11 protein-coding genes are annotated in these 15,041 nt (G+C 58.1%); 8 read left to right on the top strand and 3 right to left on the bottom strand.

Annotation, left to right across the window (positions count from 1 at the left end; genetic code table 11):
- Window positions 1-11: 11 nt before the first annotated feature.
- A complete protein-coding gene (locus IM265_RS02610; protein ID WP_193030735.1) occupies window positions 12-1,499 on the bottom strand; it encodes an MFS transporter in 1,488 nt (495 codons plus the stop codon).
- Between the two features lie 117 nt (window positions 1,500-1,616).
- Between IM265_RS02610 and IM265_RS02605 the strand changes: the two genes are divergently transcribed.
- The 6 genes from IM265_RS02605 (at window position 1,617) to narI (ending at window position 10,509) form a co-directional block, all read left to right on the top strand.
- Entirely contained in the window at window positions 1,617-2,192 is a 576-nt protein-coding gene (locus IM265_RS02605; protein WP_028013266.1) for a TetR family transcriptional regulator, read from the top strand.
- A gap of 210 nt (window positions 2,193-2,402) precedes the next feature.
- Window positions 2,403-3,788, top strand: a complete 1,386-nt coding sequence (locus IM265_RS02600; protein WP_048958773.1) for a NarK family nitrate/nitrite MFS transporter — start codon at window positions 2,403-2,405, stop codon at window positions 3,786-3,788.
- Between the two features lie 67 nt (window positions 3,789-3,855).
- Window positions 3,856-7,596, top strand: a complete 3,741-nt coding sequence (locus tag IM265_RS02595; RefSeq protein ID WP_063942411.1) for a nitrate reductase subunit alpha — start codon at window positions 3,856-3,858, stop codon at window positions 7,594-7,596.
- The gene (gene narH, locus IM265_RS02590; RefSeq protein ID WP_008501747.1) at window positions 7,593-9,137 is read left to right on the top strand and encodes a nitrate reductase subunit beta; all 1,545 of its coding nucleotides are present in this window, start codon (window positions 7,593-7,595) and stop codon (window positions 9,135-9,137) included. The genes IM265_RS02595 and narH overlap by 4 nt, the downstream gene beginning before the upstream one ends.
- Window positions 9,137-9,832 carry a nitrate reductase molybdenum cofactor assembly chaperone gene (gene narW, locus IM265_RS02585; protein ID WP_048958314.1) on the top strand — a complete coding sequence of 232 codons (696 nt, stop codon included), beginning with the start codon at window positions 9,137-9,139 and terminating at the stop codon, window positions 9,830-9,832. Before narH ends, narW begins: the two co-directional genes overlap by 1 nt.
- Window positions 9,829-10,509, top strand: coding sequence for a respiratory nitrate reductase subunit gamma (gene narI, locus IM265_RS02580; RefSeq protein WP_022648214.1), 681 nt, complete (start codon window positions 9,829-9,831; stop codon window positions 10,507-10,509). The genes narW and narI overlap by 4 nt, the downstream gene beginning before the upstream one ends.
- A 78-nt stretch (window positions 10,510-10,587) precedes the next feature.
- Here narI and nhoA read toward each other — a convergent pair whose 3' ends face one another.
- Window positions 10,588-11,433, bottom strand: a complete 846-nt coding sequence (gene nhoA / locus IM265_RS02575) for an N-hydroxyarylamine O-acetyltransferase (protein ID WP_088205495.1) — start codon at window positions 11,431-11,433, stop codon at window positions 10,588-10,590.
- A gap of 108 nt (window positions 11,434-11,541) precedes the next feature.
- Here nhoA and IM265_RS02570 point away from each other — a divergent pair, with 108 nt between their 5' ends.
- Together IM265_RS02570 and IM265_RS02565 are read left to right on the top strand one after the other, a co-directional pair.
- Window positions 11,542-12,114, top strand: coding sequence for a flavin reductase family protein (locus tag IM265_RS02570; protein WP_028013271.1), 573 nt, complete (start codon window positions 11,542-11,544; stop codon window positions 12,112-12,114).
- A 126-nt stretch (window positions 12,115-12,240) separates the two neighbouring features.
- Window positions 12,241-12,735 carry a DUF3828 domain-containing protein gene (locus IM265_RS02565; protein ID WP_182033778.1) on the top strand — a complete coding sequence of 165 codons (495 nt, stop codon included), beginning with the start codon at window positions 12,241-12,243 and terminating at the stop codon, window positions 12,733-12,735.
- 68 nt (window positions 12,736-12,803) lie between these two features.
- Here the strand turns inward: IM265_RS02565 and fusA are convergent, their stop codons facing one another.
- Complete coding sequence (fusA, locus tag IM265_RS02560; RefSeq protein ID WP_182033776.1) at window positions 12,804-14,903, bottom strand: elongation factor G; 2,100 nt, start codon at window positions 14,901-14,903, stop codon at window positions 12,804-12,806.
- Between the last annotated feature and the right edge of the window lie 138 nt (window positions 14,904-15,041).

Below are 15,041 nucleotides of genomic sequence, written 5' to 3'. Positions count from 1 at the left end.
CCGGGCGTGTTTTACGGCTTCGGCACCTTCGCCAGGCTAAACCAGATCCCCACTGCCAGCAACAGCAGCATTCCGCCCGCACTCCCCAGCGCCACGCTGTGGGAGGTAATAAACGCACTTTTCGCCGCCTCAATCACCGGCTCCGCGAGGGACGGCGTCAGCTCCTGCGCCACCTTCATCGCTTCACCAATGGATGACGAGGCTTTATCGACGAGCGAGGCATTCAGCCCCTGCGGAAGATCAATGGACGCCGAGAAGCTGCGGGTCAACAGCAGACCGAAAATGGCGATCCCCAGCCCGGCGCCCAGTTCATAGGACATGGTTTCAATCGCTCCTGCGGCAGCGGCTTTCTCCTTCGGCGCGGCAGCCATAATGGCGGAGGTCGAGGCCAGCAGCGCGCTTGCGGCGCTAAAGCCAAGCAGAACCATCAGCCCCCACGCCTGCCACTGCTGCGTGCTGAAATCAAGCATCGACAGGCCGATGAAGCTGACAGCGCTAAGCCCCATCCCCCCGGCAGCGACAATGCGCAGCCCCAGGCGGCCCACCAGCACACCGGCAATCGGCCCGCTGAATCCGCTTGCCACCATTACCGGGAGCATAAACATGCCCGCCTCAAACGGCGTAAAGCCGTGGACAAACTGCAGCTCCTGCGCCATCAGCAGCTCAAAGCCCACCAGGGCGATCATCGCCGTCATCGCCATGACCACGCCGCTCAGAATGATGCGATGGCAGAACAGGCGCATATCGATCATCGGCACGCGGGCGCGCAGCTGGATGCGCACAAAAATAAACAGCATTACGCCACCCGTGAGCAAGGTACACGCCACCAGCCACGGCGACAGGACGCCTTTGAGCGCGGTTTTGGCACTGTAGACCAGCAGCAAAATCGCCACAATCAGCATGATGGCATGACTGATATTCAGCGGCTGCTCCGGTCGGCCCTGCTGACGGGGCACAAAACGCGCGGCCAGCGACACCACTACCAGCACAATCGGCACGTTGATTAAAAACACCGATCCCCAGTAAAAATGCTCGAGCAACATACCGCCAATCAGCGGACCAAACGCCGCCCCGCCGGAACCCACTGCCGCCCAGACGCCGAGCGCGATGTTGCGATCTTTCGCGTCGGTAAACAGCGTGCGGATCCCCGCAAGCGTAGCCGGAATGATCATTGCCGCACCGATCGCCAGCGAGGCGCGCGCCGCTATCAGCCACCCTGCCGACGGTGCAAACGCGGCCGCCAGGGACGACAGGCCAAACAGCGTGCTGCCGATCATCAGCAAGTGTTTAAAGCCAATGCGGTCACCGAGGGCACCCATCGGCAGCACCATCCCCGCCATCACCAGCGAGTAAATATCAATGATCCACAACAATTCGTTTCCGCTGGCACCCAGCGTCATGCTCAATGTCGGCGCCGCCACGTGCAGCACCGTCGCGTCAATCGCCACCGGGATGTATACCAGCACGATAATCACTAACGCTAACCACTGACGAAACATAAATTTCCTTTTCATTTTAAACATGGACACATGTCCAGAATGCGATCCTACGTAAAGTTGAACGACTGTCCAGCTTTTTGTTACACTCGTTTCGGTCTTATTGAGAGTAGAGAAAAAATGCGCTATTTGAGCAAGGAAGAGCGGCGGGAAGCGATCTTACAGGCCGCGATGCGCGTGGCGCTGGCCGAGGGGCTGGCAGCCATGACGGTACGGCGCATTGCCGCAGAAGCGGGCGTCGCGACCGGGCAGGTCCACCACCACTTTGCCTCCGGCGGCGAGTTAAAATCGCTGGCGTTTGTGCGCGTGATCCGCGAGCTGCTGGATGCCGACGTGGTGGGTGAAAACGCGGGCTGGCGGGAACGGTTGCACAGCATGCTCGGCAGTGACGACGGTGGGCTTGAACCTTACATTCGCCTTTGGCGGGAAGCCCAAATTCTCGCCAGCCGTGATCCCGAGATCAAAGCGGCTTATGTCCTGACCATGGAGATGTGGCATCAGGAAACCGTGGCGATTATCCGCGCCGGGGCTGATGCCAACGCGTTCACGCTTACCGATCGAGCGGAAAATATCGCATGGCGTTTAATAGGGCTGGTTTGTGGCCTGGATGGGATCACCGTATTAAATATGCCTGAAATGGACGATGCGGCATTTAATAAACATCTCGACAAACTTATCACACTGGAATTGTTTTAATACTCCTTCCGGAGTATAAATTACGCAAAACGTTACAATTAGTAACACATTAAGCGAGCCCTTATTTTTCATTCTAATCTCGGGGGTTCGCTTTTTTATCTATCCTTTCAGATGTATCCCAAAGCATCCCAAAAAACCAATAACACTTCTTTAATTATCTTTTTGTTTTTACTTCATTTTTCTCTCAAACATGGTAAGCAAGAGGGCGATATGTCGCAACAAAGTGATAAAAGTAATCCCCATCTGTTGAGTAACTGGAAACCTGAAAACGCGCAATTTTGGGAGAATAAAGGAAAACATATCGCACGAAGAAACCTATGGATTTCTGTAGCTTGCCTGCTATTAGCGTTTTGCGTGTGGATGTTATTTAGCGCCGTTGCGGTCAATCTGAATAAAGTCGGATTTAATTTCACCACCGATCAGCTTTTTATGCTAACGGCATTACCTTCACTCTCTGGCGCGATATTGCGCGTCCCCTACTCGTTTATGGTGCCAATATTTGGCGGACGCTACTGGACGGTATTGAGCACCGTTATCCTGATTATCCCCTGCGTCTGGCTGGGGATAGCCATTCAGGACACCGCGACACCTTACTGGGTCTTTATCGTGATTGCCCTGCTCTGCGGTTTTGCCGGGGCTAACTTTGCCTCCAGCATGGGTAACATCAGCTTCTTCTTCCCGAAGGCCAGACAGGGCAGCGCGCTGGGCATCAACGGCGGGCTGGGAAATCTGGGCGTCAGCGTGATGCAGCTGTTTGCTCCGCTGGTGATTTTCCTGCCAATGTTTACCTTCCTCGGCGTGCACGGCGTACCGCAGGAGGACGGCTCAACGATGTGGCTGGCCAATGCGGCCTGGGTCTGGGCGCCGCTGCTGCTGCTGGCAACCCTTGCGGCGTTTTTTGGCATGAACGATATCGCCAGCTCTAAAGCCTCTATCGCCAGCCAGCTGCCGGTACTGAAGCGCTTTCACCTCTGGCTGCTGAGCCTGCTTTATCTTGCTACCTTCGGCTCGTTTATCGGCTTCTCGGCGGGCTTTGCCATGCTGTCGAAAACCCAGTTCCCGGACGTGAACATCCTTCACCTCGCTTTCTTTGGCCCCCTGATCGGCGCACTGGCGCGTTCGGCGGGCGGGATGGTCTCTGACAGGCTGGGCGGCGTGCGCGTCACGCTGATTAACTTCGTCTTTATGGCTATCTTCAGCGCCCTGATCTTCCTGACGCTCCCCGGCTCTGGCTCCGGCAGCTTTATCGCCTTCTACCTGGTCTTTATGGGCCTGTTCCTCACCGCCGGGCTGGGCAGCGGTTCGACCTTCCAGATGATCGCGATTATCTTTCGCCAAATCACCCTCGACCGCGTCAAAAAGCAGGGCGGCACGGACGAGCAGGCGCAGCATGAAGCGGTGACGGAGACCGCCGCCGCGCTGGGCTTTATCTCCGCCATCGGTGCCGTTGGCGGGTTCTTTATCCCTAAGGCGTTCGGCACATCGCTGGCAATGACCGGTTCGCCGGTTGGGGCCATGAAGGTCTTCCTCGTGTTTTACATCGTCTGCGTGTTGGTCACCTGGCTGGTGTATGGCCGTAAATCCTCAAAAAAATAAAAACTACATCTTCGCCGGAGCGTGATGCATCGCACTCCGGCCATGCTATCGAAGCAGGAGAAATGTCATGAGCAAACTGCTGGACCGCTTCCGTTACTTCAAAACAAAAGGCGACAGTTTCGCCGATGGGCACGGGCAGGTGTATCACACCAACCGCGACTGGGAGGACAGCTACCGCCAGCGCTGGCAGTTCGACAAGATTGTGCGATCCACCCACGGGGTAAACTGTACCGGCTCCTGTAGCTGGAAGATTTATGTCAAAAACGGCCTGGTGACCTGGGAAACCCAGCAGACCGACTACCCCCGCACCCGCCCTGACCTGCCCAATCACGAGCCGCGCGGCTGCCCGCGAGGCGCAAGCTACTCCTGGTACCTCTACAGCGCCAACCGCCTTAAGTACCCGCTGGTGCGCCGCAGGCTGATTGAACTCTGGCGCGAGGCGCTGGCGCAGCATACCGATCCGGTTCTGGCCTGGGATGCCATCCAGAACGATCCGCAAAAGGCGCAAAGCTACAGGAAGGCGCGGGGTAAAGGCGGGTTTATCCGCTCAAACTGGAAAGAGCTGAACCAGCTGATCGCCGCCGCTAACGTCTGGACCATCAAAAACTACGGCCCGGACCGCGTGGCCGGTTTTTCGCCTATTCCGGCGATGTCGATGGTTTCCTACGCTGCCGGAACGCGCTATCTCTCCCTGCTGGGCGGCACCTGCCTGAGCTTCTACGACTGGTACTGCGACCTGCCGCCGGCGTCGCCGATGACCTGGGGCGAGCAGACCGACGTGCCGGAGTCCGCCGACTGGTACAACTCCAGCTATATCATTGCCTGGGGTTCGAACGTGCCGCAGACGCGTACTCCGGACGCCCACTTCTTTACCGAGGTGCGCTACAAAGGCACCAAGACCGTTGCGATTACGCCGGACTTCTCGGAGGTCGCCAAGCTCAGCGACCAGTGGCTGGCCCCCAAACAGGGCACCGACAGCGCCCTCGCCATGGCGATGGGCCACGTCATCCTCAAAGAGTTCCACCTCGATAACCCGAGCGATTACTTCCTTAACTACTGCCGTCGCTACACCGACATGCCGATGCTCGTGCTGCTGGACGAGCAGGCTGACGGTCGCGTGGTGCCGGGCCGGATGCTGCGCGCCTCGGACCTTGTCGACGGGCTGGGGGAAGCCAATAACCCGGAGTGGAAGACCGTCGCCTTCGATATTGCCGGTAACCTGGTGGTGCCAAACGGCTCGATCGGCTTCCGCTGGGGGGAAAAAGGCAAATGGAACCTGGAGCCTCAGGCTGCGGGCCATGAAACAGAACTCACACTCTCCCTGCTGATTACCCACGACAGCGTGGCGGACGTCGCGTTCCCCTACTTTGGCGGCAACGAAAACCCGCATTTTCGCAGCGTGAAGCAGGAGCCGGTGCTGACGCGCCGCGTGCCGAGCAAAACCCTGACGCTCGCCGACGGCAGCGAGAAGCGAGTGGTCAGCGTTTACGATCTGGTGCTGGCTAACTACGGTCTCGATCGCGGCCTGGAAGACAGTAACGCCGCAGACAGCTATGACCAGATCAAAGCCTACACGCCCGCCTGGGGCGAGCAGATCACCGGCGTGCCCGCGTACCTGATCGAAAAAATTGCCCGCGAGTTCGCCGACACGGCGCACAAAACGCACGGTCGCTCGATGATCATTCTGGGTGCCGGGGTAAACCACTGGTACCACATGGACATGAACTACCGTGGGATGATCAATATGCTGGTCTTCTGCGGCTGCGTCGGGCAGAGCGGCGGCGGCTGGTCCCACTATGTCGGCCAGGAGAAGCTGCGCCCGCAAACCGGCTGGCTGCCGCTGGCCTTCGCGCTGGACTGGAACCGCCCGCCGCGCCAGATGAACAGCACCTCGTTCTTCTACAACCACGCCAGCCAGTGGCGCTACGAGAAGCTCACCGCGCAGGAGCTGCTCTCCCCGCTGGCGGACGCGTCGAAGTTCACCGGACATCTGATCGACTTTAACGTTCGCGCCGAGCGCATGGGCTGGCTGCCGTCGGCCCCGCAGCTCAACCTCAACCCGCTGCATGTCAAAGCGCGTGCGGATGCGGCGGGCATGACGCCGCAGGAGTACACCGTTCAGGCGTTGAAATCGGGCGATATCCGCTTCGCCTGCGAACAGCCGGACAACGGCAAGAACCACCCGCGCAACCTGTTCGTCTGGCGCTCTAACCTGCTCGGCTCGTCCGGGAAAGGCCACGAGTACATGCTGAAATACCTGCTCGGCACCGAGAGCGGCATTCAGGGGGAAGATTTAGGCTCAACGGACGACGTGAAGCCTGAAGAGGTGGAGTGGCAAACCGCCGCCATCGAGGGCAAACTCGACCTGCTGGTGACGCTTGATTTCCGCATGTCCAGCACCTGCCTGTTCTCCGATATCGTCCTGCCGACCGCCACCTGGTATGAAAAGGACGACATGAATACCTCGGACATGCACCCGTTTATTCATCCGCTTTCCGCCGCCGTTGACCCGGCGTGGGAATCGCGCAGCGACTGGGAGATCTACAAAGGCATCGCCAAAGTCTTCTCCGAGGTGTGCGTTGGCCATCTGGGCACAGAAACCGACGTGGTGCTCCAGCCGCTGCAGCATGACTCCCCGGCGGAGCTGTCGCAGCCGTTTGATATTCAGGACTGGCGCAAAGGGGAATGTGACCTGATCCCCGGCAAAACGGCGCCGAACATTGCCGTGGTCGAGCGTAACTACCCGGAAACTTACGAACGCTTCACCGCCCTCGGCCCGCTGATGGACAAGCTCGGCAACGGCGGGAAAGGCATTTCGTGGAACACGCAGAACGAGGTCGATTTCCTCGGCAAGCTGAACTACGTCAAGCTCGACGGCCCGGCGAAAGGCCGCCCGCGCATTGAAACCGCCATTGACGCCTCGGAGGTGATCCTCGCCCTCGCCCCGGAAACCAACGGACAGGTGGCGGTGAAGGCCTGGGAAGCGCTCGGGGAACTGACCGGGCGCGACCACACCCATCTGGCGCTCAACAAGGAAGACGAGAAAATCCGCTTCCGCGACATTCAGGCGCAGCCGCGCAAAATCATCTCCAGCCCGACGTGGTCCGGCCTTGAGAGCGAACACGTCTCCTATAACGCGGGCTATACCAACGTCCACGAGCTGATCCCGTGGCGCACCCTTTCGGGCCGCCAGCAGCTGTATCAGGATCATCCGTGGATGCGCGCCTTCGGGGAGAGCCTGGTGGCCTATCGCCCACCGATTGATACCCGCAGCGTGACCCACATGCGCGAGATCCCGCCGAACGGCTTCCCGGAAAAAGCGCTGAACTTCCTGACGCCGCACCAGAAATGGGGCATCCACTCCACCTACAGCGAAAACCTGCTGATGCAGACCCTGTCGCGCGGTGGGCCCATCGTCTGGATCAGCGAAACCGACGCCCGCGAGCTGGGCATAGAGGACAACGACTGGATCGAAGCCTTCAACGCCAACGGCGCCCTCACCGCCCGCGCGGTGGTCAGCCAGCGCGTGCCGCCGGGCATGACCATGATGTACCACGCCCAGGAGCGCATCCTGAACATTCCGGGGTCAGAAGTGACCGGACGGCGCGGCGGGATCCACAACTCGGTCACCCGCGTCTGCCCAAAACCGACGCACATGATCGGCGGCTATGCCCAGCTGGCGTACAGCTTTAACTATTACGGCACCGTCGGCTCGAACCGCGACGAGTTCATCATGATCCGCAAAATGAAAAACATTAACTGGCTGGATGGCGAAGGTCGGGATCAGGTACAGGAGGCGAAAAAATGAAAATACGCTCACAGGTTGGCATGGTTCTGAATCTCGATAAATGCATCGGCTGCCACACCTGCTCGGTCACCTGCAAGAACGTCTGGACCGGGCGCGAAGGGATGGAGTATGCGTGGTTTAACAACGTGGAGACCAAACCGGGTATTGGCTACCCGAAAAACTGGGAAGATCAGGAAGAGTGGCAAGGCGGCTGGATCCGCGGCATACACGGCAAGCTGACCCCGCGCCTCGGCGGCAAAATGGGCGTGCTGTCGAAGATTTTCGCCAACCCCGTCCTGCCGCAGATTGACGATTATTACGAACCCTTCACCTTTGACTATCAGGATCTGCACCGTGCACCGGAGGGGGATCACCTCCCTACCGCCCGCCCCCGCTCGCTGATCGACGGCAAGCGGATGGACAAAATCGTCTGGGGGCCAAACTGGGAGGAACTGCTGGGGGGCGAGTTTGAAAAACGCGCCCGCGACCGCAACTTCCAGAAGATCCAGAAGGAGATGTACGGCCAGTTTGAAAACACCTTCATGATGTATCTGCCGCGCCTGTGCGAGCACTGCCTGAACCCGAGCTGCGTGGCCACCTGCCCGAGCGGCGCGATCTACAAGCGCGAAGAGGACGGCATTGTGCTGATCGACCAGGATAAATGTCGCGGCTGGCGCCTGTGCATCAGCGGATGCCCGTACAAGAAAATTTACTTCAACTGGAAAAGCGGCAAGTCAGAAAAATGCATCTTCTGCTACCCGCGCATTGAGTCCGGCCAGCCGACTGTCTGCTCGGAAACCTGCGTCGGACGCATCCGTTATCTCGGCGTGCTGTTGTACGACGCGGATCGTATTGAAGAGGCCGCCAGCACCGAGCATGAAACCGATCTGTACGAGCGCCAGTGCGACGTGTTCCTCAACCCGAACGATCCGGCGGTGATTGAGGAAGCGCTGAAACAGGGCATTCCACAGAACGTGATTGATGCCGCCCAGCGTTCGCCGGTCTACAAGATGGCGATGGACTGGAAGCTGGCGCTGCCGCTGCATCCTGAATACCGCACCCTGCCGATGGTCTGGTACGTGCCGCCGCTGTCGCCGATTCAGTCCTACGCGGATGCGGGCGGCCTGCCGCAGAGTGACGGCGTCCTGCCTGCCGTGGAAAGCCTGCGCATTCCAGTGCAGTACCTGGCAAACATGCTCAGCGCGGGCGATACCGGCCCGGTGCTGCGCGCCCTGAAGCGCATGATGGCGATGCGTCACTATAAACGCTCCCAGACTGTGGAAGGCGTGACCGATACCCGCGCCATTGAGGAAGTGGGCCTGACCGAAGCGCAGGTTGAGGAGATGTACCGCTATCTCGCCATCGCTAACTACGAAGACCGCTTCGTGATCCCGACCAGCCACCGCGAAATGGCGCGCGACGCCTTCCCGGAGAAAAACGGCTGCGGCTTCACCTTTGGCGACGGCTGCCACGGCTCCGACACCAAATTCAACCTCTTCAACAGCAGCCGCATCGACGCGATTAACATCACCGAGGTGCGCGAACACGGGGAGGGAGAATAATGCAGATCCTTAAAATCATCGCGCTGCTGATTGAGTATCCCGATGAGCTGCTGTGGGAAAACCGCGATGAGGCGCTTTCCCTGGTTGAGCAGGACGCGCCCATGCTGCTGCCGTTTGCCCGGCAGCACCTGAGCGCCCCGCTGCTGGATAAGCAGGCCGAATGGTGCGAAGTGTTTGAACGCGGGCGCGCAACGTCCCTGCTGCTGTTCGAGCACGTTCACGCCGAGTCCCGCGATCGTGGTCAGGCGATGGTTGACCTGATGAGCCAGTATGAGAAAGCCGGGCTGGAGCTGGACTGCCGCGAGCTGCCCGACTATCTGCCGCTCTACCTGGAATACCTCAGCCTCGTCACTGACGACGAGGCGCGTGAAGGATTGCAAAATGTCGCGCCGATCCTGGCGCTGATTGGTGGTCGCCTCAAGCAGCGCGGCGTGGCGCATTACCAGCTGTTTGACGCCCTGCTGACGATGGCCGGTACGCGGCTTTCCAGCGACAGCGTGGCGAAGCAGGTGTCCGGTGAAAAACGGGATGATACCCGTCAGGCACTGGACGCCGTGTGGGAAGAGGAACAGGTGAAGTTTATCGAAGACAACGCCACATCGTGCGACAGTTCGCCGATGCAGCAATATCAACGACGCTTTAGCCAGGACGTCGCGCCGCAGTACGTGGACGTCAGCGCCGGAGGCCCAAAATGACGCATTACCTGAACGTGTTTTTCTATGATATTTACCCGTATATCTGTGCTACCGTTTTTTTCCTCGGCAGCTGGCTGCGCTACGACTACGGGCAATACACCTGGCGGGCCTCATCGAGCCAGATGCTTAGCAAGCGCGGGATGAACTGGGCCTCTAACCTGTTTCATATCGGGATTCTGGGGATCTTCTTCGGGCACCTGTTCGGCATGTTAACCCCGCACTGGATGTACGCCTGGTTTTTACCCGTCGCGGTTAAACAGCAGCTGGCCATGATTGCGGGAGGCATTTGCGGCGTACTGACGCTGATTGGTGGGTCAATGTTGCTGATCCGCCGCCTCTTCAACCAGCGGGTACGCGCCACGTCCACCACGCCGGATATTATCATCATGAGTATCCTGCTGCTTCAGTGCATCCTGGGGCTGTCGACCATTCCTTTCTCCGCGCAATATCCTGACGGAAGCGAGATGATGAAACTGGTCGGCTGGGCGCAGGGGATCGTAACGTTTAAGGGGGGCTCGTCGGAGATGTTGAGCGGCGTCGCGCCGATCTTCCGCGTCCATCTGGTGCTGGGGATGACGATCTTCCTCATCTTCCCGTTCACCCGTCTGGTGCACGTGTGGAGCGCACCGTTTGAGTATTTTACCCGTCGGTATCAGGTGGTGAGATCGCGCCGTTGATTCTGTCGGGTGCGGCTACGCCTTACCCGACCTACGTTCACACTCCCGCAGGCCCGGTAAGGCGTAGCCGCCACCGGGCTATTTCCCTGCCTGCGGATGCGTATCAAACCCCGCCATCACTGCCGTCAGCTCGGCCAGTGTAAAGCCGTGTTTCGGATCATCAACGCCAAGGCCAAACCGCTCCTGCATCAGCTTATACAGCGCCTCCGCATCCGGCAAATGGATCTGCTCCTCCACGTGACCGTTCTGCCAGTGGGTAAAGTTGAAGTTAGTCAGCGTCAGCTTGCCGCCGTCCGGCAGGTGGCGACACATCAGCAGATGATGACGAAAATGGGACTGCGGCCAGTGCGCCGACCAGAAGTTCCCCATCACGTAATCGCTGAAATACTGCGTCGTCAGGTCAAAGTGGTACATCGACTGCCAGTGCTCGTGGTGACGGAACTGTAATACCCAGTCGTTACCCTCGCTCAGAAGACGGTACATGCCGTGCGGGGTTTCCTGTTCCTCGTTGGCGAGCAGGCGAATCGGCGCCGTCAGCGTCTGTCCACCAAACCCCACGTCGGCAATCCAGCGCTCGCCGTTCAGCTCAACCAGCAGCAGGCGGTGCGTGCGCGGCGGCATCTGCGATGGATTTGCCAGTACGACCCGCCCCAGCACGCTGCGCACGTTAAACCCGACTTCACGCAACACGCGCTCGAAAAGGCCGTTTTGCTCAAAGCAATATCCTCCGCGTCGCGCCGTCACCAGCTTGTCGACCAGACATTGATCGTCAAGATGGATTTCGCGCGGCAGGACGACATCAATATTTTCGAACGGGATCGCACAGTTGTGGTGTAAATGCAGCGCGCGCAGGGTTTCGATATCAACCCGTGTCGGTTGCGCCCACCCAATGCGGGCAAAATAGTCAGTCAGAAAGGGGGACATACATCATTTTCCTTTGATTGTGATGTTCTGTTTATAAACTAATTTTACGCACTCACTTTGATTTACGTGCTTTTTCGTCATACTCATCGTTACAGATGAGGAGATCCTATGAGCCACTTTCGCCCTGTTGAATTACGTCATGCCAGCCGTCTGCTGAACCACGGCCCTACCGTGCTGATCACCAGCCGCGATGAAACCCTGGACAGACGTAACGTTATGGCCGCCGCATGGTCAATGCCCGTTGAGTTTGAACCGCCGCGCATCGCGATTGTGGTGGATAAAAGTACCTGGTCACGTGAGCTGATTGAGCACAGCGGGAAGTTTGGCATCGTCATCCCCGGCGTGGCGGCAGCTAACTGGACATACGCTGTCGGCAGCGTCAGCGGGCGCGACGAGGACAAATTCAACTGCTACGGGATCCCGGTCGTGAACGGCCCTGAGCTCGGGCTGCCGGTGATTGAAGAAAAATGTCTGGCGTGGATGGAGTGCCGATTACTTCCCGTCACCTCTGCGGCAGAGAAATACGACACGCTGTTTGGAGAAGTGGTTTCAGCGGCAGCCGATGAGCGCGCGTTTGTCGCCGGGCGCTGGCAGTTTGACGGGGATAAGTTGAATACCCTGCATCATTTAGGGGCTGGGACGTTTGTGGCGAGCGGAAAGATGGTGAAGGCGCTGGATTGATTTCCTAAATTATATCCTACTGAATTATAGCGAATTTCTATGGCATTTTATGTTTACTATTGCGTTCTAAAACGGAGGATATTTCCTGAGTTGCAGCATTAGCACTCTCGCGTTAAGGAAATATCAATGACATGGAATAAAGATGGCGCAATCTCATATGCTAAATCACACGCCCAACCGAAGAGCACGGGGTATTGTGCTCACTACGTCTTTTTCCTTCTTGCCCTGTCTCCGCTCGCGGTCGCTGAAAGCGTCAATGCCCCAGGGCTGGCAGCGCTAAAATTCAATCAGTGGTATATGGCTCAGCTAAATGAGGACAAACCGCCCGTTCTTAATCCAGACATCATGAATGAATACGTTGCGTCAGGGACAATTAATGCAATTAAAGAAATGTACTCAGGAGAAAGTAACGAAAAAGACATGCCCGATGCGGATATGTTCATCAAATCACAGGATTGGGATGAGGACTGGAATCAGATAACCATCCTGCACTCTGATTTTGACGCCGTTTGCACAAACGTTTATATCGCGTTTGGTAAGAAGCAAGATCACGTTGTTGCAGATTGTCTTATTGAAGAACAAGGGAAATGGAAAGTCCGCTCGGCAACGCTAATTAAATAACATGGGTAATCTCCGTGTCGTAAAAAAAGCACATGGTAGCCCACCGACTACCATGTGCAATTAATTAACTACTTCGCACGCTTCGCAATAATCTCATCCGCCACATTTCGCGGTGCCTCCGCAAAATGATGGAACTCCATCGTGTACGTCGCGCGTCCTTGGGACATCGAGCGCAGCGTGGTGGCGTAGCCAAACATCTCGGCCAGCGGCACATCGGCGCGGATAATCTGGCTTCCGTACTGCTCCGCCATTCCCTGCACCATGCCGCGGCGGGAAGAGAGATCGCCCATGATGTTCCCGGCGTACTCTTCCGGCGTTTCCACCTCCACGTGCATGATCGGCTCAAGGATCACCGGATCCGCCCTGCGAGCGCCCTCCTTGAAGCCGAGGATCGCCGCCATGCGGAACGCCATCTCCGAGGAGTCGACGTCGTGATACGAGCCAAACGTCAGCGTCGCCTTAACATCCACCACCGGATAGCCCGCCAGCACACCGCTGTTCATCGCTTCCCGCAGCCCTTTCTCCACGGACGGGATATACTCGCGCGGTACCACGCCGCCCTTGGTGGCATCTTCAAATACAAAACCACTTCCGGGCTCCAGCGGCTCCAGGCTCAGGACCACATGACCGTACTGCCCTTTCCCGCCGGACTGTCGGACAAATTTCCCTTCAATATCCCTCACCGCCTTGCGCAGGGTTTCCCGGTAGGTTACCTGCGGACGACCAATGTTCGCCTCGACGCCAAACTCACGCTTCATGCGGTCGACGATTATCTCCAGGTGTAACTCACCCATCCCGGAGATAATGGTCTGACCGGACTCCTCGTCAGTGTGCAGGCGGAAAGACGGGTCTTCCGCCGCCAGACGCTGCAGCGCAATGCCCATTTTCTCCTGATCGCCTTTGGTTTTCGGCTCAATCGCCAGCGAGATCACCGGATCCGGGAACTCCATGCGCTCAAGCGTAATGACGGCGTTCGGATCGGTGAGCGTGTCACCGGTGGTCACGTCTTTTAACCCGACACAGGCCGCGATATCCCCGGCGCGCAGTTCATCCACCTCATGGCGATCGTTGGCATGCATCAGCACGATGCGCCCGATGCGCTCTTTCTTCTCTTTCACCGGGTTATAGACCGCGTCGCCTTTGCGCAGCACGCCAGAGTAGACCCGGATAAAGGTCAACTGCCCGACGTACGGGTCGCTCATCAGCTTGAACGCCAGCGCCGAGAACGGCTCATCATCACTCGGATGACGCTCCGCGTGCTGTCCTTTTTCATCCACGCCATCAATGGCCGGCACGTCCAGCGGCGACGGCATCAGCTCAATCACCGCATCCAGCATGCGCTGCACGCCTTTATTTTTAAAGGCGCTGCCGCACAGCATCGGCTGGATTTCGCCCGAGATGGTGCGAATTCGCAGCCCTTTGATGATTTCCGCCTCCGTCAGGTCGCCCGTTTCCAGGTATTTGTCCATCAGTTCATCGCTGGCTTCCGCCGCCGCGGAGACCATTTTTTCCCGCCACTCCTGGGAGGTACTGACTAAATCGTCCGGCACGGGGGCATAGGTAAACACCATACCCTGCGTCGCATCGTCCCACAGAATGGTGCGCATCTTGATGAGATCCACCACGCCGGTGAAATGATCTTCGGCACCCACCGGGATGACAATCGGCACCGGATTGGCCTTCAGGCGCTCCTGCATCATCCGCACGACGCGGAAGAAATCGGCACCCGGACGGTCCATTTTGTTGACGAAGGCCAGACGCGGTACGTGATATTTATTGGCCTGACGCCAGACGGTTTCCGACTGCGGCTGCACGCCACCCACGGAGTCATACACCATCACCGCGCCGTCGAGCACGCGCATGGAACGCTCCACCTCAATGGTGAAGTCCACGTGCCCCGGGGTGTCGATGATGTTAATCCGGTGCGGCTCAAAGCCTCTGTCCATGCCTGGCCAGAAGCAGCTGACCGCCGCGGACGTAATGGTTATCCCGCGCTCTTGCTCCTGCGCCATCCAGTCGGTGGTTGCCGCGCCATCGTGTACTTCACCCAGCTTGTGGCTCATCCCGGTATAAAACAGGATGCGCTCAGTGGTGGTGGTTTTACCGGCATCGATATGCGCGGAGATACCGATGTTGCGATAACGTTCGAGAGGAATGGGTCGGGGCATGATATTTCCTTAGTCACTATGACGTGTTTGTGACGACCAGGATGGTCGTGCATTGGTTCGTTTGCTATAATAGTCCTATTGTACGAGTATTATCGAACTATTTTTTAAGGGTTGACCTATTGTTGATATAGCTCAATC

The sequence above is a fragment of the Enterobacter cloacae complex sp. P17RS genome (assembly GCF_014895885.1).
GTDB lineage: Bacteria > Pseudomonadota > Gammaproteobacteria > Enterobacterales > Enterobacteriaceae > Enterobacter > Enterobacter bugandensis.
This window is presented reverse-complemented; position numbering and strand designations above follow the sequence as displayed.

Excerpts from the sequence above, each read along its gene's own strand:
- IM265_RS02605 (WP_028013266.1), top strand. The coding sequence starts at position 1,617 with ATGCGCTATTTGAGCAAGGAAGAGCGGCGGGAAGCGATCTTACAGGCC.
- IM265_RS02595 (WP_063942411.1), top strand. The coding sequence starts at position 3,856 with ATGAGCAAACTGCTGGACCGCTTCCGTTACTTCAAAACAAAAGGCGAC.
- nhoA (WP_088205495.1), bottom strand. The coding sequence starts at position 11,433 with ATGTCCCCCTTTCTGACTGACTATTTTGCCCGCATTGGGTGGGCGCAA.
- IM265_RS02610 (WP_193030735.1), bottom strand. The coding sequence starts at position 1,499 with ATGTTTCGTCAGTGGTTAGCGTTAGTGATTATCGTGCTGGTATACATC.
- IM265_RS02570 (WP_028013271.1), top strand. The coding sequence starts at position 11,542 with ATGAGCCACTTTCGCCCTGTTGAATTACGTCATGCCAGCCGTCTGCTG.
- fusA (WP_182033776.1), bottom strand. The coding sequence starts at position 14,903 with ATGCCCCGACCCATTCCTCTCGAACGTTATCGCAACATCGGTATCTCC.
- IM265_RS02600 (WP_048958773.1), top strand. The coding sequence starts at position 2,403 with ATGTCGCAACAAAGTGATAAAAGTAATCCCCATCTGTTGAGTAACTGG.
- narI (WP_022648214.1), top strand. The coding sequence starts at position 9,829 with ATGACGCATTACCTGAACGTGTTTTTCTATGATATTTACCCGTATATC.
- narH (WP_008501747.1), top strand. The coding sequence starts at position 7,593 with ATGAAAATACGCTCACAGGTTGGCATGGTTCTGAATCTCGATAAATGC.
- narW (WP_048958314.1), top strand. The coding sequence starts at position 9,137 with ATGCAGATCCTTAAAATCATCGCGCTGCTGATTGAGTATCCCGATGAG.
- IM265_RS02565 (WP_182033778.1), top strand. The coding sequence starts at position 12,241 with ATGACATGGAATAAAGATGGCGCAATCTCATATGCTAAATCACACGCC.